Here is a 25,637-nt window from a genome sequence, read left to right on the forward strand (position 1 = left end):
TTCCTTCTTTTTTTTGACTGATCGCAGGGACCGCGCAAGCGGTTACCGCCACCCGGAGATTGAGTTGATGATGCATACCACCTTCCGCATGCCGGCGCGCCGGCTGCTGAGCACCGCACTGGTCAGCTGCCTGATGCTGGCCGCCGCCCCCAACGTCATGGCGCAGTCGGCCAACGCCAGCCTGCGCGGCCAGGTTGCCGGCGCCCAGGCAGGTACCGAAGTGACCGCCACCAACGTGGCTACCGGTACCGTCCGCCGTGGCACCATCCGCGCCGACGGCAGCTACTCGCTGATGGGCCTGGACCCGGGTACCTATGACGTGGTCGCCAACGGCCAGACCCAGAAGGTCACCGTCACCGTGGCCTCGACCGCGACGCTGAACTTTGCCGGTGCCGCCAGCAGCACCCCCGGTTCGACCGCGGCCACCAACCTGGACACCGTCAACGTCGTCGCGCCGACCCTGCTGCAGGAAGTGCGCACCTCCGAAGTCGGCAAGACCGTCAGCCTGCAGCAGATCCAGACCACCCCGCAGGTGTCGCGCAACTTCCTGGAGTTCGCCGACGCGGTGCCGGGCATGATCTTCACCCGTGACGCCAAGGGCAACACCTCGCTGCGCGGCGGTGCGACCAACGCCGACGGCACCAACGTGTACATTGACGGTGTGGGCCAGAAGAGCTACGTCAAGGGCGGCGGCGTGGCCGGCCAGTCCGGCAGCGCAGGCAACCCGTTCCCGCAGCTCGCCATCGGTGAATACAAGGTCATCAGCGGCAACTACAAGGCCGAGTACGGCCAGGTGTCCAGCGCCGCGATCACCGCTGCGACCAAGTCGGGTACAAACGAGTTCAAGGGCGAGACCTTCTATCGTTACACCAACGACAGTATGCGTGCGATGACCCCGGCCGAACGCCAGCCGGGAAAGAGCAAGGAAGAATCGGCGGAGAAGGAATACGGCTTCGCGCTGGGCGGTCCGATCATCAAGGACAAGGCCCACTTCTTCGTGACCTACGAAGCCAAGCGTTTCGATCTGCCAGTGACCATTGCCCCGAATGGCGCGGTCACCAGTGCTGCCTCGCAGCTGCCGGCGGCGGCCGCCGCCGGCCTGGGCCCGGCCAGCCAGCCGTTCAAGCAGGACCTGATCTTCGCCAAGATCGACGTCGAGCCGACCGACAACGACCGCATCGAGTTCACAGTCCAGGATCGTGACGAGAATCAGCAGCAGTTCAGTGACCAGACCTCCAAGGAGCATGGCAAGGTCACTGACAACACAGACCGTCGTTTCGCGCTGCGCTGGAATCACAGCGGTGAGCGCTTCTACAACGAGCTGATGGTCACCCACGAGAAGTCGTTCAACAACCCGCTGCCGCTGACCCTGGGCAACGGCTACGTGTACACCGCGCCGGACGGCCGTGACATTGACGGCAACACCCCGCAGGAACGCACCATTGTGGAAATCGGTGGTGCCAGCGCCTTCGCCTCGCAGGTGAAGGGCCAGAAGGGCTGGTCGATCGAAGACAACCTGACCCTGGACGGCTTGGAGTGGGCTGGCGACCACACCATCAAGATGGGCGCCAAGTACAAGAAGATCAATCTGTACGCCTCCGACGCGCAGCAGATCAACCCGCAGTTCTACTACACCGTGGGCAACCCGGAATTTGGCATTGATACGCCGTACAAGGCGCAGTTCACCAAGCCGATTACTGGTGTCAGTGGCGTGTTGCCGGAAGTACGCTCGAAGACCACGCAGATTGGCTTGTTCATTCAGGACGATTGGCAGGTCAACGACCACCTGCAGTTGAACCTTGGCCTGCGTTGGGACTACGAGAAGAACCCGACCTACCTGGACTTCGTGACCCCGCCGGAAGTGGTCAGCGCGCTCAATGCGCAGGATCCGCATGGCCCGGCCGGGCAGAGCTACGCGCAGACGCTCGCGTTGAGCGGCCTGAACATCAACGACTACATCAGCAACGGCCACAACCGCAAGGCATTCAAGGATGCCTGGCAGCCGCGGCTGGGCTTCTCGTATGACATCAATGCCGACGAGCAGCATGTGATCCATGGTGGCGCCGGTCGTTCCTACGACCGTGATCTTTTCGACTACCTGGCGTTGGAAACCACCAAGCTGGCCCTGCCGCAGCCGACCGTGTACTTCCGCGACCCGCGCAGCGGAGCCTGCCTGTACGGGCAGAACCCGTGCTTCGATTGGAACCCGAACCTGCTCAATGGCATCGGCAACGTGCAGGCCCTGCTGGGCAGTACCAGCAACGAAGGCCTGGAAGTGGACCTGCTCAACAACAACTTGAAGGTGCCCTACGCGGACCAGTTCAGCCTGGGCATGAGCAACCAGATCGGGGAGTGGCTGACCGACGCCACCATCTCGCGCACGCTGACCTATGATGGCTTCGCCTACACCCTGGGCAATCGCTTCCGCAACGGCAACTTCTTCGACAACCAGATGCTGTGTGGTGCCGAAAAGCCAACCTACGGCCAACCGTGGGGTTGCAACATCCCCGGCTTCGGCAGCCTGATCATTGGCCAGCAGGGCATCAAGACCCGCGCTACCCAGATCCTCCTGTCTGCGCAGAAGCCGTACACCAAGGAAAGTGGCTGGGGTACCTCGATCGCCTATACCTGGACCACTGCGCGCCACAACCGCAACATCGACGAGCACTACTCGTTCGATCGCGGCACCATCGGCGAATACCCATACATCAAGTCCAACGGCGCGCCGCGCCACCGTCTGGTGGTCACGGGCTCCTACGATGGCTTCTGGGGCATCACCTTCGGTGGCAAGCTGACCTTGGCCACCCCGGTGGCGGGCAACGACTGGTCCTGCGTGGCACAGGCCGGCAACCCGAACTGCCTGCCGACCCCGGCCGCCGGCTACCCGGGGGGCAACGGCCGCTTCCTGCTCGGCGGCAAGATCTTCGGCTACCGGTCGCTTGACCTGCAGGCGACCAAGACCTTCAAGCTGGCCGGCGATACCGAGTTGTATGCGCGTATCGACATCATCAACGTGCTCAACTTCGACAACTTCTCCAACCTGAACTACGTGAAGAGCGACGGCAAGCTGCTGGTGAGCTACAACGAGACCGGCGACATCGTCGGTACGCCGCGCCAGGTCAAGGCCGAAGTGGGCTTCCGCTTCTAAGCCCGGGCGGTGATGCATGACCCGATGCCGCCGGCTCGCTGGCGGCATCGGTGAAAACGGCAATGGCCGGCCCCGTGCCGGTCCATTGCCCACGCCGCTGCCGGCCAGGGGGCAGCGGCGTGGGCAATGATCGCGGTGTCAGGCCACGTTTTTCGTGGTTTTTTAAGCACACACCTTGTAAACGATTTCAGATCATTGGACGGTATGCTTTCCCATCGATCAGACCACCGGAGGAACCGCGCCATGCAGGCACGCCATCTGTTGTCCGCCGCAGCGCTGAGCCTGGCCGTGGCCGCCTGCCAGCCGGCCCAGCAGGAACCTGCCAAACCGCGCCCGCCGGTGATCCTGATCGAGGCCGATGCACCGCCTCGGCCCATGAAGCCTGAGCTGCCGCCGCTGTTCGATGACATCGAGCGCCGCACCTTCCAGTTCTTCTGGGATACCACCAACGAGGTCAACGGGCTGACCCCGGACCGCTACCCGTCGCGGCCGTTCGCCAGCATCGCCTCGGTCGGCTTCGCGCTGACCGCCTATCCGATCGGCATCGAGAACGGCTGGGTCAGCCGCAACCAGGCGATCGACCGCACGCTGACCACGCTGAAGTTCTTCCGCGACGTGCCGATGGGCCCGCAGCGCACCGGCAAGGCCGGTTACAAGGGCTTCTACTACCACTTCCTGGACATGCAGGAAGGCCGTCGCTACGACAGCTGGGTCGAGCTGTCATCGGTGGATACCGCGCTGCTGATGATGGGCGTGCTGTTCGCGCAGTCGTACTACGACGGTGATGATCCGCGCGAGAAGGAAATCCGCCAGATCGCCGATACGTTGTACAAGAAGGTCGACTGGCCGTGGCTGCAGCAGCGTGCACCGCTGATCTCGATGGGCTGGTTCCCGGAGAGCGGTTTCATCGACCACGACTGGATGGGCTACAACGAGGCGATGATGGTGTACATCCTCGCCCTGGGCTCGCCGACGCACCCGGTCAGCCCGGACGCGTGGACGGTGTGGACGCGTACCTACGACAACGACTGGGGCGTCTACCAGGGCCAGGAATACCTGTCCTTCGGCCCGCTGTTCGGCCACCAGTACAGCCACGTCTGGATCGACTTCCGCGACATCCAGGACGCTTACATGCGCGAGCGCGGCAGCACCTATTTCCTCAACAGCCGGTCGGCCGCGCTGGCCCAGCGCGAATATGCCATCGCCAACCCGATGCAGTGGAAGGAGTATGGCGAGAACGTGTGGGGCCTGACCGCCAGCGATGGTCCGCAGAACACCACGCAGGAGTACCGCGGCGAGCAGCGCCAGTTCCGCCACTACTCCTCGCGCGGCGCCGGCCTGCGCGAGAACTTTGATGACGGCACCATCGCCCCGACCGCTGCGATCGCCTCGGTGGTGTTCGCCCCCGAGCAGGTGATCCCGGCCACGCTGGAGATGCACAAGCGCTTTGGCGACTACATCTATTCCAGCTACGGCTTCCTGGATTCGTTCAACCCCAGCTTCAACTACGACATCCCGATCAAGACCGGTCGTCTGGTTCCCGATCGCGGCTGGGTCGCCAGCGACTACATCGCCATCGACCAGGGCCCGATCCTGACCATGATCGCCAACTACCGCGATGACTTCGTCTGGGAAGTGATGAAGAAGAACCCGTACATCCGCAAGGGCCTGGAGCGGGCCGGGTTCAGTGGCGGCTGGCTGGCGCCGGAAGGGTCGTTCCAGCCGCTGGAACTGCAGAAAGACGAAAAGGCCGCGGCAGCACGCGCGGTGGGTATCGCCGAATCACGCGCGGCTGCCGCGCAGGAACAGAAGAACAATGCCAACCGCACCACAGGCCAGGGCAAGTAGCCCGATGCCGAACTGGATCGACCGCCTGCGCCGCTGGGCGCTGCCTGCCCTGGCCGCGTTGGCCGTGGCCGGCTGCGCCCGTACCGAACCGGGCACCACCACCGTGCGCTTCTGGGCGATGGGCCGCGAAGCCGAGGTGGTCAGCGAGCTGATCCACGAATTCGAGGCCGAAAACCCCGGCATCAAGGTGGATGTGCAGAACATCCCGTGGACCGCCGCGCATGAGAAGCTGCTGACCGCGTTCGCCGCCGACGGCCTGCCGGACGTGTGCCAGCTTGGCAACACCTGGGTGCCGGAGTTCGCCGAACTCGACGCGCTGACCCCGCTGCAGCCGTTCGTGCAGCGCTCCACCGTGGTCGACCCGAAGGACTACTTCCAGGGCATCTGGGATACCAACGTGATCCACGGCGGGCTGGTCGGCGTGCCGTGGTACGTCGATACGCGTCTGATCTACTACCGCAAGGACCTGCTGGCCAAGGCCGGCTACGACCACCCGCCGCGTACGTGGCAGGAATGGGAAGAGCAGATGGCGGCGATCAAGCGCATGCAGGGCCCGAGCCGCTACGCGGTGCTGATGCCGATCAACGAGTTCGAGCAGCAGCTGTCGCTGGCCTTGCAGCAGCCCGACCCGCTGCTGCGTGACGACGACACCCGGGGCAATTTCTCCAGCCCGGGGTTCCGCCGCACGCTGGGCTTCTACGCCAACATGTTCGAGCAGGGCTGGGCGCCGAAGATGTCCGAGACGCAGATCTCCAATGTCTGGGACGAATTCTTCCGCGGCTTCAACGTGTTCTACATCTCCGGCCCCTGGAACATCCGCGAGTTCAAGAAGCTACAGCCGAAGGAACTGGAAGGGCAGTGGGGCACCGCCGCGCTGCCGGGGCCGGACGGTCCGGGCGCGGGCATCGCCGGTGGTACCAGCCTGGTGATCTTCCGCAAGTCGCAGCAGAAGGAGGCGTCCTGGAAGCTGATCGAATTCCTGTCGCGGCCGGAAATCCAGGCACGCTTCCATTCGATCATTGGCGACCTGCCGCCGCGCCGCAGTGCGTGGAACACGCCGTCGCTGGCCAATGACCCGCTGGCGGCCGCGTTCCGCGATCAGCTGGAGCGGGTCAGGCCGACGCCGAAGGTGCTCGAATGGGAGCGCATCGTGCAGGAAATGCGCATCGTCACCGAGAAGGTGGTGCGCGGTGGCCTGCCGCAGGACAAGGCCGTGGAAGAGCTGGACCAGCGCGTGGACAAGGTGCTGGCCAAGCGCCGCTGGATGCATGAACAACAACGCCTGCAGGAGCGCGCGCCGTCGCCGCAATCGAGCAGCGCCGTGGCCGCCGGGAGCGCGCAATGAAACGTACTTCGCTGGCCGGCTGGATCTTCGCCGGCCCCTCGCTGATCGTGCTGGGCGTGTTCTTCGGCCTGCCGGTCGCCTCGGCGCTTGCACTGAGCGTGACCGACTTCGACCTCTATGCACTGGCCGATAGCAGCAACCTGCGCTTCGTCGGCCTGGGCAACTACATCGACCTGCTGCAGACGCCGATGTTCTGGAAGTCGCTGTGGAACACCACCTACTTCGTGCTGATCGGCGTGCCGTTGTCGATCGGCGTGTCGCTGGGCGCGGCGATGCTGCTCAATGCACCGGCCGCGCGCTTCAAGGCCCTGTTCCGCACGGCCCTGTTCGCGCCGGTGGTGACCACGCTGGTGGCGGTGGCGGTGATCTGGCGCTACCTGTTCCATACCAGCTATGGCCTGGTGAACTACGGCCTGGGCCATCTGGGCATCAGCCCGATCGACTGGCTGGGTGATCCCAACTGGGCGATGCCGACCATCATGCTGTTCGCGGTGTGGAAGAACTTCGGCTACAACATGGTGATCTTCCTGGCCGGCCTGCAGGCGATCCCGCATGACCTGTACGAAGCGGCGCGCATCGATGGTGCCTCGCGCTGGAAGCAGTTCCTGCACATCACCCTGCCGATGCTCGGCCCGGTGCTGCTGGTGGTCGGGGTGATTACCGTGTCCGGCTACTTCCAGCTGTTCGCCGAACCCTACGTGATGACCCGCGGCGACCCACTGCAGAGCACCGTCAGCGTGCTGTATTTCATGTTCGAGGAAGGCTTCAAGTGGTGGAACCTGGGACGCGCCTCCGCCGTGGCGTTCCTGCTGTTCCTGATCATCCTGGCGGTGACCACCGTGATGCTGCGTTTCGGTCGCAAGAGGCAGTTGGTATGAGTCGTGAAATCGGCCAGTCGCGCTGGTACCCGTGGATGATCAATGGTGCGTTGCTGGTGCTGGCCCTGGTCAGCCTGGCACCGCTGCTGTGGATGGTCTCGGTCTCGTTCATGCCGCAGGGCGAGGCCAGCCATTTCCCGCCGCCGCTGCTGCCTTCGAGCATCACCACGCACAACTACCATGAACTGTTCGCGCGCACCGGCATGGGCGGCAACTTTGCCAACAGCCTGCTGGTGTCGCTGGGCATCACGATCGGCTCGCTGCTGCTCAACACCATGGCCGGTTACGCTTTCGCCAAGCTCAACTTCGTCGGCCGCGAGCGCCTGTTCCAGGTACTGATGGCGGCGCTGGTGATTCCAGCGCAGGTGGCGATGCTGCCACTGTTCCTGCTGATGAAGCAGCTGGGGCTGGTCAACAGCTTCGGCGGCGTGATCGTGCCGGCGCTGGCCAGCGTGTTCGGCATCTTCCTGGTACGCCAGTACGCACGTTCGATCCCAGACGAACTGCTGGAAGCGGCGCGCATCGACGGGGCAGGGGAGCTGCGCATCTTCTTCCAGATCGTGCTGCCGATGCTCAAGCCGGTGCTGGTGACCCTGGCGATCTTCACCTTCATGGGCGCATGGAACGATTTCATGTGGCCGCTGATCGTGTTGACCGACCAGGAGCACTACACTTTGCCGGTGGCGCTGGCCACCCTCTCGCGCGAACACATCATGGACGTGGAAATGATGATGGCTGGCGCGGTGGTCACCGTGGTTCCGGTGCTGGCGCTGTTCCTGGTGCTGCAGCGGTACTACATCCAAGGTCTGTTGCTGGGGAGCGTCAAGGGATGAAGCGAGCGATCGCCGTTGGACTGGGACTGTTGTGGACCTCCCTGGCGATCGCCGCACCACCGGCACTGCCGGCGCCGAAGGTGCTGGACGACTTCGACGATATCGGCGCCTGGAAACTGGTGCTGTCCGACCAGGTCAGTGGTTCGCTGCGGCCGGTCAGCGGCGCCGGCGGCGGCCGTGCCCTGTGCCTGGACTATGATTTCCACAAGGTCTCCGGCTACGTCGGCATCCGCCGCGCGCTGAACATCGACTACCCGGTCAACTACCGTTTCGGCTTCCAGCTGCGTGGTGATTCGCCGGCCAACGACCTGCAGTTCAAGCTGATCGATGCCAGCGGCGACAACGTCTGGTGGGTCAACCGCCCGGGCTACAGCTTCCCCAAGGCGTGGACACCGGTCGAATACCGGCGTCGCCAGATCGACAAGGCGTGGGGGCCGTCGCCCGAGAAGGAGATGGCGCGCAGCGCCGCGGTCGAGTTCACGATCTACAGCAAGGTCGGTGGCCGCGGCACGGTGTGCTTCGACAAGCTGACCCTGCAGGGCCTGCCACCGCAGGATGATTCGGCACTGGTGCCATCGGTCATCGCCGATACCGCCACCGCGCTGCAGGACCGCATGATCGATGGCAAGGGCGATACGTTCTGGATCAGCGGCGGGGTCAAGCAGCAGACCATCAGCCTGGACCTGCACAAGAGCCGCGAGATCGGCGGTGCGGTGATCGACTGGCTGCCGAACCTGGAAGCCAATCGTTACACCGTGCGGACGTCCGAAGATGGCCGGGACTGGCGCACTGTGCGCGAGGTGACCGGCGGTGCGGGTGGCCGCGACTGGCTGGCGCTGCCGGACACCGACGCACGCTACGTGCGTTTCGATCTGCTCGATGGCCCGAACTGGCGCTATGGCATCCGTGACATCACGCTCAAGCCGCTGGCGTTCGCCGCCACGCCGAACGCCTTCCTGTCCTCGGTGGCGGCCGACCTGCCGCGCGGTTCGCTGCCGCGTGCGTATGTGGGCGAACAGCCGTACTGGACCCTGCTCGGCCTCGATGGCGGCCAGGAACAGGCGCTGATCAGCGAGGACGGTGCGCTGGAGCCGGCCAAGGGCAGCTTCAGCATCGAGCCGTTCATCCGCCTCGACGGCAAGCTGCTGGACTGGTCGAAGGTGGCCACTACCCAGTCGCTGCAGGACCACTATCTTCCGATCGCCAACGTCGACTGGGTGCACGAGAAGGCCGGCCTGGCGGTGACCAGCTTCGTGCAGGGCACGCCGGAGCGCGCGCAGTTGATCGGCCGCTACCGGCTGAGCAATCCGGACAAGGTGGCGCACGAGTACACCCTGGCGCTGGCGATCCGCCCCTGGCAGGTCAACCCGCCGACCCAGTTCCTCAACACCGTCGGCGGCTTCAGCCGCATCGATGCGCTGGACGTGGGCGAACAGCTGGTACGCATCAACGGCGAGCCGCGCATCTATCCACTGCAGGTGCCCGATGCCCGTTTCGCCAGCACGTTCGATGGCAAGCTCGATGCGATGCATCTTGCGTCCGGAAAGTATCCGGCCACTACGGCAGTGAAGGACAGTACCGGCATGGCGTCCGGTGCGCTGCTGTATACGATCAAGCTGGAACCCGGGCAGAGCCGCGAAGTGGCAGTGGTGCTGCCGCAGACCGGGAGCTGGGCGCCGCAGGCGCTGGACGTGGCCAAGGCGCAGGCGCAGGTGGCCGAACAGTGGCGGCACGCGCTGGGCGTGGTCTCGCTGCAGGTGCCGGCGGCAGGCCAGGCCCTGGTCGACACCCTGCGCACCGCCGTGGCGCACATGCTGATCTCCCGGGTCGGCCCGCGCCTGCAGCCGGGCACGCGCTCGTACGCGCGCAGCTGGATCCGCGACGGCGCGATGATTTCCGAAGGCCTGCTGCGCATGGGGCGCAGCGATGCCGTGCGTGACTACATCAACTGGTATGCGCCTTACCAGTTCGAGAACGGCAAGGTGCCGTGCTGTGTCGATGCGCGCGGCAGCGACCCGGTACCGGAGAACGACAGCCACGGTGAGCTGATCTACAGCATCGCCGAATATGGGCGCTATACCGGCGACAGCACCTTCGCCGAGCTGATGTGGCCGCACGTGCAGGGCGCCTACAGCTACATGGAGCAGCTGCGTGCCAGCGAGCGTACCGAAGAGAACCGTGCGCGCAATCCGGCGTTCTACGGGATGATGCCGGCCTCGATCAGCCACGAAGGCTATTCGGCCAAGCCGATGCATTCGTACTGGGATAATTTCTGGGCGTTGCGCGGCTACAAGGACGCAGCATCGCTGGCGGCCCAGCTGGGCAAGGTCGAAGCGATGCAGATCGCCGAGTCGCGTGACCAGTTCCGTGATGACCTGCAGGCGTCACTGCTGTCGGCGATGCAGCAGCACAACATCGACTACCTGCCGGGCTCGGCCGAGCTGGGCGATTTCGACGCGACCTCGACCACCATCGCGCTGGCGCCGGGCGGCGAGCAGGGCCGGCTGCCGCAGCAGGCGTTGGAGGCGACCTTCGAGCGCTACTGGAAGGAATTCGTGGCCCGCCGCGATGGCAAGCGCGAGTGGAAGGACTACACGCCGTACGAGTGGCGCAACGTGGCCGCCTTCGTTCGCCTGGGCTGGCGCGATCGCGCCTGGCAGGCGACCGAGTTCTTCTTCAAGGACCGTGCGCCGCAGGCCTGGAACCAGTGGGCCGAAGTGGTCTCGCGCACGCCGCGCAAGCCGTTCTTCGTCGGTGACCTGCCGCATGCCTGGGTCGCCTCGGACTTCGTGCGCTCGGCCCTGGACATGTTCGCCTACAGTCGTGACATGGACGATGCGCTGGTGTTGGCCGCCGGCATCCCGACGGCCTGGCTGCAGGGCGAGGGCATCGCCGTGCAGGGCCTTCGCACGCCGCAGGGCCAGCTCAATTACCGCCTGCAGCGCAGCGACAAGCAGCTGGTGCTGGAGGTGCAGCCGGGCCTGGTGCCACCGGTCGGTGGCGTGGTGTTGCCGTGGCCGTACGCCGGTGATCCGGGCGAGGCGACCATCAACGGCGAAGCGGCCGAATGGATCAACAAGGAACTGCACGTGCACCAGCTGCCGGCACGGATCGAGATCGATGTACCGGGCGCGGTGCGCCGCGCCGAGCGCAAGGGGCAGTAACGATGAAGCAACAAGGGGAGGGAGCGCGTGCGACGGTGCGCGCCCTGGGGCTGGCCATTGCATTGGCATTGCCAGGGCTGACGCTGGCGGCGGTGCCGCAGGTCGCATCGCCAGCGGTGGACATCGCCAGCGCGCCAGGCATGAGCATGGTCACCTTCAACCTCCATCATGACCGCGAAGACTGGCCAAGCCGCCGCCGTACCATCCTGGCCGAACTCAAGCGCCTGCAGCCCGATGCCATCGCGCTGCAGGAGGTGATCCAGCGCCGCAACGTGCGCAACCAGGCGCAGTGGCTGGCCAGCCAACTCGGCTACAAGTACGTATTCGTGTCCACCGATCCGGTGGGTGCGCCGAAGCGTTACGGCAATGCGTTGCTGACCCGGCGGCCGATCCTCGCCCAGGGGGACCATCTGCTGCTGCCATTGGACGACTACCGCACGGTGGCCCACCTGCGCATCGACGTCGACGGCACGCCGGTGAACGTCTACGCCACGCATCTCAACGAGCGCAACGACGAGAGTGGTCAGCGCATCCGCCGTACCCAGGTCGAGGACCTGCTGCGCTTCATCACCGCTACCTCGGCCGGCGCGCCGGTGGTGATCGCGGGCGACTTCAATGCGCTGGTGGACGCAGGTGACCTGAGCGAGCTGCGCAGCCATTACGGCGACAGCTATGGCAGCGTGCACGTCAACACCGACCTGGCCGGGGTCAGCACCTTGAACCGGCACTATTACCAGGCACCTTCGCGTATCGACCACATCTTCTTCCAGCAGGACCGGATGGTCGCGCGCGAAGCGAAGCTCCTGTTCGACCAGCCAGATGACAGCGGTCGCTGGGCCTCGGACCACTACGGCGTGTGGACCCGGTTGCAGTTCGCGCCGACGCGCTGATGTCCTGGTAGGTGCCAACCTTGGTTGGCACGGACGTGTCCGCGTTCGCTCGAACAACGGCGCCAACCAAGGTTGGCCTCTACCAGAGCGCTGCACGCGCCCGGCGCACAAACAGAAACGGCGGGGATCATCGATCCCCGCCGTTCCTTTTCACGCGACCAGATCGCGATCAGTTCGCCGGCGGCGTGCGCTTGGCGGCGTCTTCGTCTTCTTCGTCGGCCTTGGTTTCGGCCGCCTGGGCGGCGGCATCGGTGTGACCATCGGCGGCCGGATCGATCGACGGCGTCACCACCGCATCGGCGACCGGGGCCGCAGCTTCCACCGGTGCGGCTTCAACCGCCACCGGAGCGACTGGCTGTTCGGCGACCGGTGCGGTCTCGACAACCGGCTTGGCTTCAACCGCGGGAGCGGCCTCCACCACCGGGGCGGCCTCAACGGCCAGCGGCTCGGCTTCGACCGCCGGAGCGGCTTCAGCGATCTCTGGCTTCGATTCCACGACCGGCTTCACTTCGACCACCGGAGTGGCTTCAACGGCCGGGGCAGCCTCAACCACGACCGGCTTGGCTTCGACCGCCGGTGCTGCAGCCACCAGCGGCTGGGCCGGGGTCGCCGCGTCGATGGCATCGAGCATGCTGGTCTGCACCGGCGAAGATGCCGGTTCGGCCTTGGCCACGGTATTGATCGGGGCCTGTACCTCGGCCACCACCGGTGCAGCGGCATCGACCACGGCGCTGCTCACCACCGCGACCGGCGCGGCGACAACAGCGGCGGCGGCACGGACCGGCTTTCCGGATTCGGCAGCGGTCGGTTCGACTTCGTCATCGAAATCGAATTCCGGTTGCGAACGGGCCGGCTGCGCAGCGGCGACCGGAGTGGTCCCGGCGACGCTGTCGTTGCTCTGCTCGGCGACATCAGCGGCATCGGTGTCATCACTGTCGTCCGCGTCGTCCTGATCATCGCCCAGGCCATCGCTGCCGGCAGCGTTCTCGGCGCCACCACGACGGCGGCGACGGCCACCACGACGGCCACGGCGGCGGCGGGTCGCGCCTTCACCGGCCTGCTCGCCGTTGGCGTCGACAGCAGCCTCTTCACCGGTCACGGCAATCGCCTCGGCCCCGTTGCCGGCGTTGGCAGTGGTGTCGGCCGGTGCAGTGGCTTCCGCCGGAGCGGAGGCGGCCGGCGCAACCGGCGCCACCGGCGCAGTGGCTTCCTGAGCGGTCACCCCATTGGCGGCGACCGCCGTGGCGGCCACGGCGGCAGCCGCGGTCACGGCCTCGGTCGGTGCCTCGGCGGTGCTGCGCTGCGGCTTCTCGGCCGGCTTGTCACCGTCCTGCGGCTGGCGCGGCTGCTTTGGCTGCTTCAGCTTCGGCTGCTGCTGGTTCTGGTTCTGGCCCTGCTGCTCGTTGCGCGGCTTGTTCTGCTGATGCGGCTGCTGGCCGTCCTTCTGCTGAGGCTCCTTCTGCCTGCCCTGCTGCGGCTGCTGCTGGGCATTGCCGTTGTTGCCGTTGCGGCCGTCCTTGCGCTGCTCACCGCGCTCCTTGCGGTTGCCGCCATCCTTCTGCTGCTGAGCGTTGCCGTTGCCACGGTTGTCGTCGCGGCGATCCTTGCGGTCCTTGTTGCGATCCTTGTTGCGGTCCTTGCGGCCGCCGTCCTGCTGCTGGCGGGCAACAGGAGCCGCCGGTGCCGGTGCCGGCGCCGGTTCGCCACCGAACACGCGCTTGAGCCAACCGATCACGCCGCCGCTCGGGGCCGCTGCAACCGGCGCTGCCACGACCGGGGCCGGTGCCGCTGCGGCCGGCTCCACTTCCTCGCGCACCGGGGCGGGGGAGGTGTGCTTGACCTGGGTCACCGCCGGCGGCGGGATGTTCAGCTGACCCTTGGTCAGGGCATGCACCGGCAGCTTGCGCGGGGTGCCGCGCTGGTAACTGGGCTTGTTGCTCTCTTCACCCAGCTCGTTCTCGCGCAGGCGGGTGACGGTGTAGTGCGGGGTGTGCAGCTGCTCGTCGGCGACGATCACGATCGGCGCCTCGTGGCGCTGCTCGATCTCGCGCAGGGCACTGCGCTTTTCGTTCAGCAGGTAATTGGCGATCTCCACCGGCGCCTGGACCAGCACCTGCCCGGTGTTTTCCTTCATCGCATGCTCTTCGGCAACGCGGATGATCGACAGCGACAGCGACTCGACGCTGCGCATGCGGCCGTGGCCGTCGCAACGCGGGCAGACGATCTGGCTGGATTCACCCAGACTCGGGCGCAGGCGCTGGCGGCTCATTTCCAGCAGGCCGAAGCGCGAGATGCGGCCAACCTGGACGCGCGCACGGTCGTACTTCAGCGCGTTGGCCAGGCGGTTCTCGACCTCGCGCTGGTGCTTGTTGGAGGCCATGTCGATGAAGTCGATCACCACCAGGCCGCCCAGGTCGCGCAGGCGCAGCTGGCGGGCCACTTCCTCGGCCGCTTCCAGGTTGGTCTGGAACGCGGTGTCCTCGATGTCGCTGCCCTTGGTGGCGCGCGAGGAATTGACGTCGACCGCGGTCAGCGCTTCGGTCTGGTCGACCACGATCGAGCCGCCCGACGGCAGGCGCACGTTGCGCTCGTAGGCGCCCTCGATCTGCGACTCGATCTGGAAGCGGTTGAACAGCGGGATGTCGTCCTTGTAATGCTTGAGCTTGCGCAGGGTCTGCGGCATCACCTGCTGCATGAACTCGCGGGCGTGCTCGTACATCTCCTCGGTGTCCACCAGGATCTCGCCGATGTCGGCGCGCAGGTAGTCACGCAGGGCGCGCACGATCAGGCGCGATTCCTGGTAGATCAGGAACGGAGCCGGCTTGCTCAGTGCGGCTTCGGCGATGGCGCGCCAGACATTGAGCAGGTAGTCCAGGTCCCACTGCAGCTCTTCCGCATCGCGGCCGACGCCGGCGGTACGGATGATCACGCCCATGTCGTCGGGAATGTTCAGCTTGTCCAGGGCGTCCTTCAGCGCGGCCCGGTCTTCGCCCTCGATGCGACGGGAAACGCCGCCGGCGCTGGGCGAGTTCGGCATCAGCACCATGTAGCGGCCGGCCAGCGAGATGAACGTGGTCAGGGCGGCGCCCTTGTTGCCACGCTCTTCCTTGTCGACCTGGACGACGATCTCCTGGCCTTCCTTCAGCAGCTCGCGGATGCCGGCCTTGTTGTGGTCGACACCGGCCTGGAAGTAGTCGCGGGAGATTTCCTTCAGCGGCAGGAAGCCATGGCGGCCACCGCCGTACTCGACGAAGGCGGCTTCCAGCGAGGGCTCGATGCGGAAGATCCGGCCCTTGTAGATGTTGGACTTCTTCTGTTCCTTCGACGGCTGTTCGATGTCGATGTCATACAACGACTGGCCATCCACGATGGCAACACGCAGCTCTTCAGCCTGCGTGGCGTTGATCAGCATTCGCTTCATTGTTGCGTTCCTCGCAAGCGGCTACCGCGCGGAACGCCATGGGGTTTCGCCTCTGGACACGGTTCGCCGCCCATTCGCGCAAGCGCGGGGAGGGCGGCTTGGGTTTCCAGCGCTACGACACCACGGCAGGCCGCGGGAGCGCTTCACTCTTATGGGTTTTGGGGTGTTACAGGCCGCAGGCAGCTGTCAGCCAGGCTGGAGCGCCACGCGGGACATGTTCAGCACGGTTGCGTGTCAGGCATCCGGCGATGGCCGGGAAGGCCGGTGAGCCGCTAACATGGCCGCCCCGCGGGCGGTGGTCGCGCACTGTGCCGGATTCGTCGGAAGCTGGGCTTCTGGCCCTGAGTAACTTCCAACGAAATCAATCCCTTATCTCGCCCCCCGAGTGTAACAGAATAAACAGCCTGATGACCGTCCAAGACCCCACCAAACCCGCTGGCGACAAGCCTTCCGTGCGCATGATCACCGTTCCCGCCGACCGCGCCGGCCAGCGCCTGGACAACTTCCTGCTCGGCCAGCTGAAGGGCGCCCCGCGCAGCCTGGTCTACAAGCTGGTGCGCAGTGGCCAGGTACGGGTGAACGGTGGCCGCGCCAAGGCCGAACGCAAGCTCGAGGCCGGTGACGAGGTGCGCGTGCCGCCGGTCCGTCTCACTGAGGAAGGAGACAAGGCCGGTCCGCCGGAGGCGTTCATGCGCCGCCTGGAGCAGGCCATCGTCTTCGAGGACGCCCGCCTGCTGGCCCTGAACAAGCCGACCGGCGTGGCCAGCCACGGCGGCAGCGGCATCAGCTTCGGCGCCATCGAGACGCTGCGCGCGCTGCGCCCGGGGCAGACCCTGGAGCTGGTCCACCGGTTGGATCGCGACACCTCGGGCCTGCTGGTCGTGGCCAAGAAGCGCTCGGCGCTGAGCGAACTGCAGGCCTTGCTGCGTGAAGACCACGGCGCCGGCATCCGCAAGCGCTACCTGACCCTGCTGGCCGGGCGCATGCCCGGCGGCGTGATGACGGTCGACGCCCCGCTGCACGTGGGCCTGCGCCAGGGCGGCGAGCGCCATGTGCAGGTCAATGCGATCGGCAAGGAATCGATCAGCCACTTCCGGGTGCTGGAACGCCGCGGTGGCCATTCGTACTGCGAAGTCCGCATCGAGACCGGCCGTACCCACCAGATCCGCGTGCACGCCCAGCATCTGGGGCATCCGGTGGCCGGTGACGACAAATACGGCGATCCAGCGGTCAACAAGCGGCTTCGTGAGCAGATCGGGCTGAAGCGCCTGTTCCTGCATGCGGCCTCGCTGGAGTTCGCGCTGGATGACGGCAAGAGCCCATACGTATTGAACGCGCCGCTGGCGGATGAGCTGGTCGAGGCGCTGGACCGGCTGAAGTAAGGATCTCCCGTAGCGTCGAGTCACGCTCGACTGCGCCTCGGTCGGGCCGCGCGGAAAGCCAGTCGAGCATGGCTGGACTCTACAGGGCGAGCCGGGAACCCCTCACCACTTGAACAGCACCAGGCTGATCGCCAGCGTGCCCATGCCGGCCACCAGTCCGTAAACCGTCTCGTGGCCCTTGGCATAGCGCTTGGCCGCCGGCAGCAGCTCATCCAGCGCCAGGAACACCATCACGCCGGCGATCAGGCCGAACACCCAGCCGAACGTGGCGTGCGACAGCGATCCTGACAGCAGCCAGTAGCCAAGCGCCGCGCCCACGGGCTCGGCCAAGCCCGACAGCAGGCTGGCACTGAACGCGTAGAACTTGTTCTGGGTGGCGAAGTACACCGGCACCGCGATCGCGATGCCCTCGGGAATGTTGTGGATGGCGATGGCGAAGGCCAGTGGCATGCCCACCGATGGGCTTTCCAGCGTGGCGAAGAAGGTCGCCAGCCCTTCCGGGAAATTGTGTGCGGTGATCGCAACCGAGGTCAGCAGCGCGACCCGCTTCAGGTACTCGCGGCTGTTCTCGCGGAACGCAGGGTCCTGTTTGTCCAGGCTGTCATGCGGATTGGGAATGAAGTGGTCGATCAGTACGATCACGATCACGCCCAGCAGGAAGGCCAGGGTGCCGTAGGTGAAGCCGGTGCGCTCGCCATACGCCAGTGCAAACGACGCAATGGACTTGTTGAGGATCTCCGACAGCGACACATAGACCATCGCGCCACCGGCAAAGGCCAGGCCGAACGCCAGCAGGCGCGGGCTGGGGCGGCGCGAGAACAGCACCAGCAGGCTGCCGATCGCGGTGGCCAGGCCTGCGGCAAGCGTGACCGCCAGTGCGATCCAGATGTTTTCAGGGGGAATCTGCAGCATCAACCCACGCGATCCTGGTCAACAGACAGCCGCCCCGGGCAGGGCCGGGGCGGCGAGGGCGAGGCGGGCGTCGGCAGGCCCCGTCGGGGTGTGCGCGATCAGCCGCCGCGGCGCAGGCGTTCTTCGATGGCGAAGCACTGGTCCGGCTTCGGCTGTGGCGGGTTGAAGCTGACAGGAACCTGGATGGTGGCCGGCACCGGTTGGCCGTTACGGGTGGCGGCCTTGAACTGCCAGCCCTGCACGGCGGTCTTGGCCAGTTCGTCCAGCTGCGGGTTGCCGGCTCCGGTCAACAGCGCAACCTCGCTCGGCTTGCCGTCGGTGCCGATGGTCACCTTGAAGGTGCTGGTGCCGCCCACGCCCATGCAGGCCAGTTCCAGCGGGTACTGCGGCGGCGGCGTCTTCACCGCGGCCACTTCGGTCGGCGGCGGTGGTGGCGGTGACGGCGGTTCGGACGCGCCACAGCCGGCCAGGCCGGTCGCAGCGATCAGGGACAGGCTCAGCAAACGTACGTTCATGGCAGTTGCTCCGTCAGGGCCGAAGTCTTGGCCGCGCAGATGAAGTCGTTCTCGCTCAGCCCGCCCACATCGTGGGTGGAGAAGCGCACGACCGCGCGGTCGTAGTGCACGCCCAGGTCCGGGTGGTGGTCCTCGCGGTGGGCGATCCAGGCCAGCGCGTTCACGAAGGCCATGGTGGCGTAGTAATCCTTGAAGCGGAAGGTACGCGACAGGGCCTGGTCACCCTCGCTCAGCTCCCAGCCGGGAACCTGCGGCAGCAGTTCGGCCAGGCGGGCCTCGCCGAGCTTGTGGTCGCTGCCTTTGCGCGGCACGCAACGGGCGTGGGCCAGTGGAATCAGGTCGGCCATGGGAATCTCCACCTCGTGTTGACTGAACAATGCGCCGGACGGTGTATAAACCGAATGAGCGGCTGACGCTTACTTGGCTAGAATAGCCTGATGATCCAGATCTCCGACACTGCCCAGACCCATTTCCGCAAGTTGATCGAACGCGAGGGCGTGCCCGGCATGGGCGTGCGCCTGAGCGCGGTCGACCCCGGTACGCCGCGCGCCGATGCCCGGCTGGAATTCGCCGAATCGACCGACCTGCTCGGTGACGAGTGGGCGGTGGACTGCGATGGTTTCACCCTCTATGTCGACGCCGGCAGCGTTGGCTGGCTCGATGGCGCCGAGATCGACATCGTCGCCGGCACCGCCGGTGCCCAGCAGCTGACCATCAAGGCGCCGCGCATCAAGGGCGAAGCGCCGGGTGATGCGGCCTCGCTGGTCGAACGCGTGCACTGGGTGGTGGAGAACGAAGTCAATCCGCAGCTGGCCTCGCATGGCGGCAAGGTGGCCGTGCAGGAAGTCTCGTCCGACGGCGTGGTGCTGCTGCGCTTCGGTGGTGGCTGCCAGGGCTGCGGCATGGCCGATGTGACGCTCAAGCAGGGCATCGAAAAAACCCTGATGGGCCGCGTGCCGGGCGTGACCGCCGTGCGTGACGCGACCGATCATGACAGCGGCCACGCGCCTTACATTCCGCGCGGCAACGTCGCCTGATCGCTGACGCGTGCCTCTGACCCGGGCCGAGCAACTCATTGATCTGCTGCTGGCGCGCCAGCAGCCCCGCGCCGTCCTCGAGAAGTCCACGCGCCTGCCCTATGGCTGGGCGCTGTGGCTGCGCTCGCTGGGGCCACTGCCGCGGCCGTTCCATGCCCGCGAGGTGATCGCAGTTTTCCTGCCGCGCCCGCTGCCGGGCCCGCCAGGCCAGTCGCCGCGGCTGTCGCCGTGGCAGGCGCTGCGCCGATTGTTCTGGCAGGACTGGGACGCCGCGCCGCGCGACCAGCGCTGGATGCGCTGGACCTCGGCACTGGTCAGTGCACTGCTGCATCTGCTGTTCTTCGTGCTGTTGCTGTGGGTGGCGGTGATCCGTACCAGCGCGCCGGACGAAGAGGGCACCGAGGGCGAGCGCGTGCAGGTGGAGTTCGTCGGCCGCGCGTCGCAGGAAGGCGGTGGCGATCAGCCGGGCGCCGAAGCGGCTGCGGCTGCGGCGGCAGGTCGGGTTGCGCCGGGCCAGGAGGCGGGCGCTGCCTCGGCCCCTGCGCCACGTCCGGTGGCTGCCGAAACCACCGCCTCATCCCCGGCATCCGCGCCGACCGCCAGCGTTCCACCACCGCCGGCCGACGCCGAGCCGGCGCCGGTGGCCGCGCCGCCGCCTTCGCCCGTCCAGGCCACCGAAGTGGCGCAGGCCAGCACGGATTTCGTGGTGCCGCCGGTCAGTGTGCCGCGCACCGAAGTCAGCGTCGTGCCGCGTGACAGCACACCCGCCGTGCGCGAGCGCAGCGTGCAGCCGGTGCAGGCGCCGCCGACACCAAGCCCGGTGCGTACCCCGGAACTGGCCGTGCGCACGCCGCAGGTGCGTGACATCCAGGTGCGCGAACGCGAAGTCAGTACGGTCGACGCGCCGGTCGCTCCCCAACCGCTGCGCAGCGCGGAAGTGCAGGTGCGCGTGCCGCAGCAGGACGTGCAGGTGCGCGAACGTGAAGTGCAGGCCGTGGCCGATCCGCAGGTGCGGATGGCGGCGGTGGCCGGGCGTGAGCCCGCCGTACGCGCGCCCACTGGCCGCGACGTGCAGGTGCGGGAACGTGAAGTGGCCTCGGCACCGGTGGCAGCACCGGCATCCTCCAGTGGCAGTGCCACGGCGACGCCTGCGACTGCGGCCCAGGGCAGCGCGACGCAGGCGAGCAGCAGCGCGCGTCCGTCAGCATCCAGCAGCACACCCGCAAACGCGGGAGCGCGCCCGGCGCCTGATCCAGGCAACTGGGCGATGCCTGCCAAGGGCGATGACTGGGGGTCTTCCAGCCGCAACCGCGACGGCAGCAGCAACGGTACCCGCCAGGCCAGTACCGCCGGCAAGGGCAGCGGCCTGTTCAATGCCGATGGCAGCGTGCGCGTGCCTGGCCAGGAGGGCGATGGCCATGCCGCGCGCGGTGCGCCCGGCGGTGCCAACGACGGCTGGAGCAAGGAGCGCATTGCGCAGTCCGGCACCTGGCTGAAGCGCCCGCCGTACGACTACACGCCGACCTCGTTCGACAAATACTGGGTGCCGCAGGAATCGCTGCTGGCCGAATGGGTGCGCAAGGGCGTCAAGGCGATGGAGATTCCATTGCCGGGCACCAACACAAGGATCTCCTGCGTCATTTCGATCCTGCAGGCCGGTGGCGGCTGTGGCCTGACCAACCCCAACATGCAGGACCAGCCGGCCGTGGCACGACCGCCGCCGGACATCCCGTTCAAGAAGGAACTGCAGGAAGACAACGGGAGCCGCTAGGCAGGGGGCCGCGCCGACGTGCTGGCCGGCCCGCGCTTTGGCCTCTGCCAAGGCGTCAGTGCATGCCGGCCAAGGCAGTGACCTTACGCGCTCTGCGACAGGAACACCCAGAACGGTACGTCGCGGCCGACCCAGTCACGGCTGGTCTCGTCCATCACGTCCAGCAGGGTGTCGAAGTCCTTCTGCGGACCGGCGCGCAGCGCGTCCACGTCGGCCAGGAACAGCGCGTAGCCATTGGCCGGCAGCCATTGCAGGTCGCGCAGGTTGTCCGACAGCGCATCCCAGTTGCCGCCGAAACCGGCCGGGAAATCCAGCTGTGCGGCCAAACGGGCGAGCAGGGTGCGCTTGTCCGCGACGCCCTCCAGATCGATGCGGATCACTTTCAGGCCGGCATCGCGCATCGCCGCGGCCAGTGCGCCGATGTCGTCGCTGTCGATGGCGTAGACGCCGGCGTTGTTGATGTCATGCAGGCCAAGGCCGAAATCATCGTGGCTCATCACTGCGCTCCCTGGGCCGGTACGGTGAAGCTGCGGAATGACGCGTAATGGTCGTCGGTGTAGTACCACGCTTCCGGCGGATCGCCGCCGGTGACGATGCGACGCGTGCCACGCGTACGCGCGCCAGGGGTGTCGACGGTGTATTCGCGGTAGTAGCCGCGCGCGCGCTGCGGCAGTTGCTGCTCGCGGTTGCCGAAGGTACTGCCGTCCTGGCGGTGCGGGAATGGACCGCCACGCTGGATCAGGGCGATGGTCGCGCGCGCTTCGGCGGGCAGGAACGCGGGAAGTCCGCTGTCCTTGCCGGGCGAGGCGGTGGCCGGCGCGCGCGCGACAGGCGTGCCCTGCAGGTCGGGCGCGAACTGCGGCGCTGGCGGCCTTTGCAGGAAATGGTTGGCGACCAGGCCGAGCAGCAGCAGGGCGATGGCGGTGATCAGCAGCCGGGGGTTGCGCATGGGCAGGGGCGGGCGAGGGTAGTACACGCACTGTAGCGCCTGTGCGCTGCACGGTGCATGAGGAGAGCGCTGCGTCACTGCTGCGTAACAATTGCCGTCGTGCTCACTGGCAGGACGCAATTTCCTTTACATCCCCCTTGGTAATCTGGCGGTCTGTCCCCATCATTCACCGCGCACCGCCCGACATCGTCGGGTGCCCTCGCAATCAGGAGATGCATCATGGCCTACACCCTGCCCAAGCTGTCCTACGCCTACGACGCGCTGGAACCGCATATCGATGCGGCGACGATGGAAATCCATCACACCAAGCATCACCAGACCTACATCAACAACGTCAACGCGGCGCTGGAAGGCACCGAGTACGCTGACCTGCCGGTCGAAGAGCTGGTGAAGAAGCTCAAGTCGCTACCGGAGAACCTGCAGGGCCCGGTGCGCAACAACGGTGGTGGCCATGCCAACCACTCGCTGTTCTGGACCGTGATGGCCCCCAATGCCGGCGGCAACCCGGTGGGCGACGTGGCCAAGGCCATCGACAAGGACCTGGGCGGTTTCGACAAGTTCAAGGATGCCTTCACCAAGGCCGCGCTGACCCGTTTCGGCAGTGGCTGGGCGTGGCTGAGCGTGACCCCGGACAAGAAGGTCGTGGTCGAGAGCACCGGCAACCAGGACAGCCCGCTGATGGAAGGCAACACCCCCATCCTCGGCCTGGACGTGTGGGAACACGCGTACTACCTGAAGTACCAGAACCGCCGCCCGGAATACATCGGCGCGTTCTTCAACGTCATCGACTGGAACGAAGTCGAGCGCCGTTACCAGGAAGCGATCGCCTGATCGCGTGACGGGATGACATGAGAAGGCCGGGGGAGACCCCGGCCTTTTCTGTTGCAGCAGTCGTTCGATAGTGCCGGCCGCAGGCCGGCAACCGTGCAGTACCGGGGGAGCCGGCCAGCGGCCGGCACTACCTATTCCGCAGTGGCCGTATCGCCCTGCAGGCGCAGGGTCGCCATCACACCCAGACGCAGGCCGGGCAGGTCGCCGTCGGCCGGCAGCAGGATCGGCTGCTGGCGGATGCCGCCGAAATGCTTGACCTGGAACAGCACATCCAGGCCGTGGCCGCTGCTGCCGCCCCCACTGGCCGCCGGCGCCTCGGCACGGCCGCCGGGATTGCGCCGGGCCGGCTGGAACCCCGGCGTGCTGCGCACCAGTTCCACCGTGCTGGCCGAGAAATCGCCGGCAATCAGGCTCGGCATGCCTTCGGCGGTGGCGCCGATCCAGGTCATCAGGTCGCTGGTCTGGTGCTGGCGGGCGCTGGCCTCGTCCGGGTCCGGGCGCAGCCGCGCCACATAGATGTTGACCAGCGCCTCGCCCAGCCTCAGCCGCATCATGCCGGCCGCGCTGAAGGTGCCGGGAGGATGCAGCAGGGTCACGCCGTCCTCGCTGACCGGCAGCCGGGTCAGCATGGCGTTGCCATGCCGCAGCGGCTGGCTGGGCGGATCGGCGGTAACGAAGTCGCAGCTGTAGCGCAGCCGGCTGGCCAGCCAGCAGGCCGGGTTGCGGCCCTGCTGCTGCAGCACCTGCTGCACCGAGATCACGTCCGGCTGCAGCTCGGTCAGCAGCTGAGCGACCTGCTCGCGGCGCTGCTTCCATTGCGCGTCATCGCGGCTGGGCAGCTCCAGCGCGGCGACCGTCAGCTGCCTGGGGTCGCTCTCGCTGGCAACGGCGGCCGGCGCCTGTGGTCGTGCCTGCGCCTGCAACGCCAGCAACAGCGCAAGGCAGCTGAGCAGGAGGCGGGCGTGGGCGAGGGGGCGCATAACGATAAGTTTACGCTTTTGTCGTGCAGGTGCCGTGACTTCCGGCAGGGCCTGCACTGCCTGCCATGGATTGGCACCGTTGTCATGCAGCCCTGCAGCGTGCTTCGCAAGCCCCGGTTCCGGTAACCTTGCGCCTTTCGCTTTGCAGGAATGCCTTACAGGATGAGCCACGACGCAGTCGCCCCCATCGCCGGCCAGGGAAAGATGCCGCGCCAGATTCCGTACATCATCGGCAATGAGGCCTGCGAGCGGTTCAGTTTCTACGGGATGCGCAACATCCTGGTGCAGTTCCTGATCACCTCGCTGCTGCTGCAGGAAATCACTGCCGAAGGCCGTGCCGGTGAAGCCAAGGACATCATGCACAGCTTCATGATCGGCGTGTATTTCTTCCCGCTGCTCGGTGGCTGGCTGGCCGACCGGTTCTTCGGCAAGTACCACACCATCCTCTGGTTCAGCCTGGTCTACTGCGCCGGCCACCTGTGCCTGGCGCTGTTCGAGAACAGCCGCGAGGGCTTCTTCCTCGGCCTGGGCCTGATCGCGCTCGGTGCCGGCGGCATCAAGCCGCTGGTGGCCTCGTTCATGGGCGACCAGTTCGACCAGAGCAACAAGCACCTGGCCAAGATCGTCTTCGACGCCTTCTACTGGATCATCAACTTCGGCTCGCTGTTCGCCTCGCTGCTGATCCCGCTGGTGCTGAAGAACTGGGGCCCGCAGTGGGCGTTCGGCATCCCGGGCATCCTGATGTTCATCGCTACCTTCGTGTTCTGGCTGGGCCGCAGGCGCTACGTGCTGGTGCCGCTGCCGCCGAAGGACCCGCATTCGTTCGCCAACGTGGTGCGTACCGCGCTGACCACGCGCGTGGCTGGCCAGGGCCGTCCGGGCCTGGTGATCGCCGTGCTTGGCCTGGCGCTGGCGGTGGCCTCGTTCGGCCTGGTCGGTTCGCTGGGCATCGTGATCTGCCTGTGCCTGGCGCTGGTGGCCATCCTTGCCGGCATCGGTGGCGGCACCTGGCTGCAGCTGGACCGCGCCCGTGGCCAGCATCCGGCCGAAGCCGTGGAAGGCGTGCGCTCGGTACTGCGCGTGCTGGTGATCTTCGCGCTGACCACGCCGTTCTTCTCGCTGTTCGACCAGAAGGCCTCGACCTGGGTCCTGCAGGGCCAGCAGATGCAAATGCCAAGCTGGTTCACCGCCTCGCAGATGCAGGCGCTGAACCCGCTGCTGGTGATGATCCTGATTCCGTTCAACAACCTGGTGCTGTATCCGGCCCTGCGCCGCTTCGGCTTCGAACCGACCGCGCTGCGCCGCATGACCGCCGGCATCGCCTTCAGTGGCCTGGCCTGGATCGTGGTGGGTGGCATCCAGGTGGTGATAGACGGCGGCAACGCCATGTCGATCTTCTGGCAGATGCTGCCGTACGCGCTGCTGACCTTCGGTGAGGTGCTGGTCTCGGCCACCGGCCTGGAGTTCGCCTACAGCCAGGCACCGCAGGCGATGAAGGGCGTGGTGATGAGCTTCTGGAACCTGACCACCACCATTGGCAACCTGTGGGTGCTGCTGTCCAACGCGGCGGTGCGCAACGACACGGTCACCCACCAGATCGCGGGCACGGGCCTGAGCGAGGCTGCGTTCCTGATGTTCTTCTTCGCCGGCTTCGCCTTCGTCGCGGCGTTGGCCTTCGGTTGGTACGCGAAACGCTATCGTATGGTCGACAACTACCGTAGCGCCTGAGCCTG

The 25,637-nt window shown here is 66.5% G+C and carries 19 protein-coding genes; 12 read left to right on the plus strand and 7 right to left on the minus strand.

The window, feature by feature from the left end; translation table 11 throughout:
* Positions 1 to 67 precede the first annotated feature (67 nt).
* From AC5P7A_RS02010 to AC5P7A_RS02040, 7 genes are all read left to right on the plus strand, one after another.
* Positions 68 to 3,148, plus strand: a complete 3,081-nt coding sequence (locus tag AC5P7A_RS02010) for a TonB-dependent receptor (protein WP_046431674.1) — start codon at positions 68 to 70, stop codon at positions 3,146 to 3,148.
* A gap of 243 nt (positions 3,149 to 3,391) precedes the next feature.
* Positions 3,392 to 4,996 carry a glucoamylase family protein gene (locus AC5P7A_RS02015; protein WP_014647750.1) on the plus strand — a complete coding sequence of 535 codons (1,605 nt, stop codon included), beginning with the start codon at positions 3,392 to 3,394 and terminating at the stop codon, positions 4,994 to 4,996.
* A gap of 4 nt (positions 4,997 to 5,000) precedes the next feature.
* Positions 5,001 to 6,341, plus strand: a complete 1,341-nt coding sequence (locus AC5P7A_RS02020) for a sugar ABC transporter substrate-binding protein (protein ID WP_014647749.1) — start codon at positions 5,001 to 5,003, stop codon at positions 6,339 to 6,341.
* The gene (locus AC5P7A_RS02025) at positions 6,338 to 7,219 is read left to right on the plus strand and encodes a carbohydrate ABC transporter permease (RefSeq protein ID WP_005410323.1); all 882 of its coding nucleotides are present in this window, start codon (positions 6,338 to 6,340) and stop codon (positions 7,217 to 7,219) included. The genes AC5P7A_RS02020 and AC5P7A_RS02025 overlap by 4 nt, the downstream gene beginning before the upstream one ends.
* Positions 7,216 to 8,052 (plus strand): carbohydrate ABC transporter permease, encoded by an 837-nt coding sequence (locus AC5P7A_RS02030; protein ID WP_006456347.1) that lies wholly within the window; start codon positions 7,216 to 7,218, stop codon positions 8,050 to 8,052. Before AC5P7A_RS02025 ends, AC5P7A_RS02030 begins: the two co-directional genes overlap by 4 nt.
* Positions 8,049 to 11,216, plus strand: a complete 3,168-nt coding sequence (locus AC5P7A_RS02035) for a discoidin domain-containing protein (protein WP_495219837.1) — start codon at positions 8,049 to 8,051, stop codon at positions 11,214 to 11,216. Before AC5P7A_RS02030 ends, AC5P7A_RS02035 begins: the two co-directional genes overlap by 4 nt.
* A 2-nt stretch (positions 11,217 to 11,218) precedes the next feature.
* Positions 11,219 to 12,106 (plus strand): endonuclease/exonuclease/phosphatase family protein, encoded by an 888-nt coding sequence (locus tag AC5P7A_RS02040; protein ID WP_032960121.1) that lies wholly within the window; start codon positions 11,219 to 11,221, stop codon positions 12,104 to 12,106.
* Between the two features lie 169 nt (positions 12,107 to 12,275).
* Here the strand turns inward: AC5P7A_RS02040 and rne are convergent, their stop codons facing one another.
* Positions 12,276 to 15,527: a ribonuclease E gene (rne, locus tag AC5P7A_RS02045; RefSeq protein ID WP_495219838.1), complete on the minus strand. Its 3,252-nt coding sequence runs from the start codon at positions 15,525 to 15,527 to the stop codon at positions 12,276 to 12,278.
* Between the two features lie 407 nt (positions 15,528 to 15,934).
* Between rne and AC5P7A_RS02050 the strand changes: the two genes are divergently transcribed.
* Positions 15,935 to 16,909, plus strand: a complete 975-nt coding sequence (locus AC5P7A_RS02050) for an RluA family pseudouridine synthase (RefSeq protein ID WP_495219840.1) — start codon at positions 15,935 to 15,937, stop codon at positions 16,907 to 16,909.
* Positions 16,910 to 17,011: 102 nt separating this feature from the next.
* Here the strand turns inward: AC5P7A_RS02050 and zupT are convergent, their stop codons facing one another.
* The 3 genes from zupT to AC5P7A_RS02065 all read right to left on the minus strand — a co-directional run bounded on the left by zupT (position 17,012) and on the right by AC5P7A_RS02065 (position 18,683).
* Complete coding sequence (gene zupT / locus AC5P7A_RS02055; RefSeq protein WP_014647743.1) at positions 17,012 to 17,821, minus strand: zinc transporter ZupT; 810 nt, start codon at positions 17,819 to 17,821, stop codon at positions 17,012 to 17,014.
* Positions 17,822 to 17,919: 98 nt separating this feature from the next.
* A complete protein-coding gene (locus AC5P7A_RS02060) occupies positions 17,920 to 18,336 on the minus strand; it encodes an energy transducer TonB (RefSeq protein WP_014647742.1) in 417 nt (138 codons plus the stop codon).
* Positions 18,333 to 18,683: a 4a-hydroxytetrahydrobiopterin dehydratase gene (locus tag AC5P7A_RS02065; RefSeq protein ID WP_197621052.1), complete on the minus strand. Its 351-nt coding sequence runs from the start codon at positions 18,681 to 18,683 to the stop codon at positions 18,333 to 18,335. Before AC5P7A_RS02065 ends, AC5P7A_RS02060 begins: the two co-directional genes overlap by 4 nt.
* Positions 18,684 to 18,773: 90 nt before the next feature.
* Here AC5P7A_RS02065 and AC5P7A_RS02070 point away from each other — a divergent pair, with 90 nt between their 5' ends.
* Positions 18,774 to 19,373, plus strand: a complete 600-nt coding sequence (locus AC5P7A_RS02070; RefSeq protein WP_495219841.1) for an NfuA family Fe-S biogenesis protein — start codon at positions 18,774 to 18,776, stop codon at positions 19,371 to 19,373.
* Positions 19,374 to 19,383: 10 nt separating this feature from the next.
* Positions 19,384 to 21,144: a hypothetical protein gene (locus AC5P7A_RS02075; RefSeq protein WP_445978824.1), complete on the plus strand. Its 1,761-nt coding sequence runs from the start codon at positions 19,384 to 19,386 to the stop codon at positions 21,142 to 21,144.
* Positions 21,145 to 21,227: 83 nt separating this feature from the next.
* Here AC5P7A_RS02075 and AC5P7A_RS02080 read toward each other — a convergent pair whose 3' ends face one another.
* Positions 21,228 to 21,641, minus strand: a complete 414-nt coding sequence (locus AC5P7A_RS02080; protein ID WP_014647739.1) for a barstar family protein — start codon at positions 21,639 to 21,641, stop codon at positions 21,228 to 21,230.
* Complete coding sequence (locus AC5P7A_RS02085; RefSeq protein ID WP_041863621.1) at positions 21,641 to 22,093, minus strand: guanyl-specific ribonuclease; 453 nt, start codon at positions 22,091 to 22,093, stop codon at positions 21,641 to 21,643. Before AC5P7A_RS02085 ends, AC5P7A_RS02080 begins: the two co-directional genes overlap by 1 nt.
* 219 nt (positions 22,094 to 22,312) lie before the next feature.
* On the opposite strand from AC5P7A_RS02085, the gene AC5P7A_RS02090 reads away from it, so the two are divergent.
* Positions 22,313 to 22,924: a superoxide dismutase gene (locus tag AC5P7A_RS02090; RefSeq protein WP_005410310.1), complete on the plus strand. Its 612-nt coding sequence runs from the start codon at positions 22,313 to 22,315 to the stop codon at positions 22,922 to 22,924.
* Between the two features lie 131 nt (positions 22,925 to 23,055).
* Here AC5P7A_RS02090 and AC5P7A_RS02095 read toward each other — a convergent pair whose 3' ends face one another.
* On the minus strand, positions 23,056 to 23,904 hold the full coding sequence (locus tag AC5P7A_RS02095; protein WP_049405898.1) for an endonuclease/exonuclease/phosphatase family protein: 849 nt from the start codon (positions 23,902 to 23,904) through the stop codon (positions 23,056 to 23,058).
* 162 nt (positions 23,905 to 24,066) lie between these two features.
* On the opposite strand from AC5P7A_RS02095, the gene AC5P7A_RS02100 reads away from it, so the two are divergent.
* Positions 24,067 to 25,632: a POT-type proton-dependent oligopeptide transporter gene (locus AC5P7A_RS02100; RefSeq protein ID WP_495219842.1), complete on the plus strand. Its 1,566-nt coding sequence runs from the start codon at positions 24,067 to 24,069 to the stop codon at positions 25,630 to 25,632.
* The last annotated feature ends 5 nt before the right edge of the window (positions 25,633 to 25,637 follow it).

It is taken from the genome of Stenotrophomonas sp. YJH_SMC_65 (assembly GCF_059369475.1).

Coding starts and splice junctions, on each gene's coding strand:
- AC5P7A_RS02050 (WP_495219840.1), top strand. CDS start 15,935: ATGACCGTCCAAGACCCCACCAAACCCGCTGGCGACAAGCCTTCCGTG.
- AC5P7A_RS02010 (WP_046431674.1), top strand. CDS start 68: ATGATGCATACCACCTTCCGCATGCCGGCGCGCCGGCTGCTGAGCACC.
- AC5P7A_RS02020 (WP_014647749.1), top strand. CDS start 5,001: ATGCCGAACTGGATCGACCGCCTGCGCCGCTGGGCGCTGCCTGCCCTG.
- AC5P7A_RS02030 (WP_006456347.1), top strand. CDS start 7,216: ATGAGTCGTGAAATCGGCCAGTCGCGCTGGTACCCGTGGATGATCAAT.
- AC5P7A_RS02035 (WP_495219837.1), top strand. CDS start 8,049: ATGAAGCGAGCGATCGCCGTTGGACTGGGACTGTTGTGGACCTCCCTG.
- AC5P7A_RS02100 (WP_495219842.1), top strand. CDS start 24,067: ATGAGCCACGACGCAGTCGCCCCCATCGCCGGCCAGGGAAAGATGCCG.
- AC5P7A_RS02040 (WP_032960121.1), top strand. CDS start 11,219: ATGAAGCAACAAGGGGAGGGAGCGCGTGCGACGGTGCGCGCCCTGGGG.
- AC5P7A_RS02060 (WP_014647742.1), bottom strand. CDS start 18,336: ATGAACGTACGTTTGCTGAGCCTGTCCCTGATCGCTGCGACCGGCCTG.
- AC5P7A_RS02090 (WP_005410310.1), top strand. CDS start 22,313: ATGGCCTACACCCTGCCCAAGCTGTCCTACGCCTACGACGCGCTGGAA.
- AC5P7A_RS02095 (WP_049405898.1), bottom strand. CDS start 23,904: ATGCGCCCCCTCGCCCACGCCCGCCTCCTGCTCAGCTGCCTTGCGCTG.
- AC5P7A_RS02070 (WP_495219841.1), top strand. CDS start 18,774: ATGATCCAGATCTCCGACACTGCCCAGACCCATTTCCGCAAGTTGATC.
- AC5P7A_RS02080 (WP_014647739.1), bottom strand. CDS start 21,641: ATGAGCCACGATGATTTCGGCCTTGGCCTGCATGACATCAACAACGCC.
- AC5P7A_RS02025 (WP_005410323.1), top strand. CDS start 6,338: ATGAAACGTACTTCGCTGGCCGGCTGGATCTTCGCCGGCCCCTCGCTG.
- AC5P7A_RS02015 (WP_014647750.1), top strand. CDS start 3,392: ATGCAGGCACGCCATCTGTTGTCCGCCGCAGCGCTGAGCCTGGCCGTG.
- AC5P7A_RS02085 (WP_041863621.1), bottom strand. CDS start 22,093: ATGCGCAACCCCCGGCTGCTGATCACCGCCATCGCCCTGCTGCTGCTC.
- zupT (WP_014647743.1), bottom strand. CDS start 17,821: ATGCTGCAGATTCCCCCTGAAAACATCTGGATCGCACTGGCGGTCACG.
- AC5P7A_RS02065 (WP_197621052.1), bottom strand. CDS start 18,683: ATGGCCGACCTGATTCCACTGGCCCACGCCCGTTGCGTGCCGCGCAAA.
- rne (WP_495219838.1), bottom strand. CDS start 15,527: ATGAAGCGAATGCTGATCAACGCCACGCAGGCTGAAGAGCTGCGTGTT.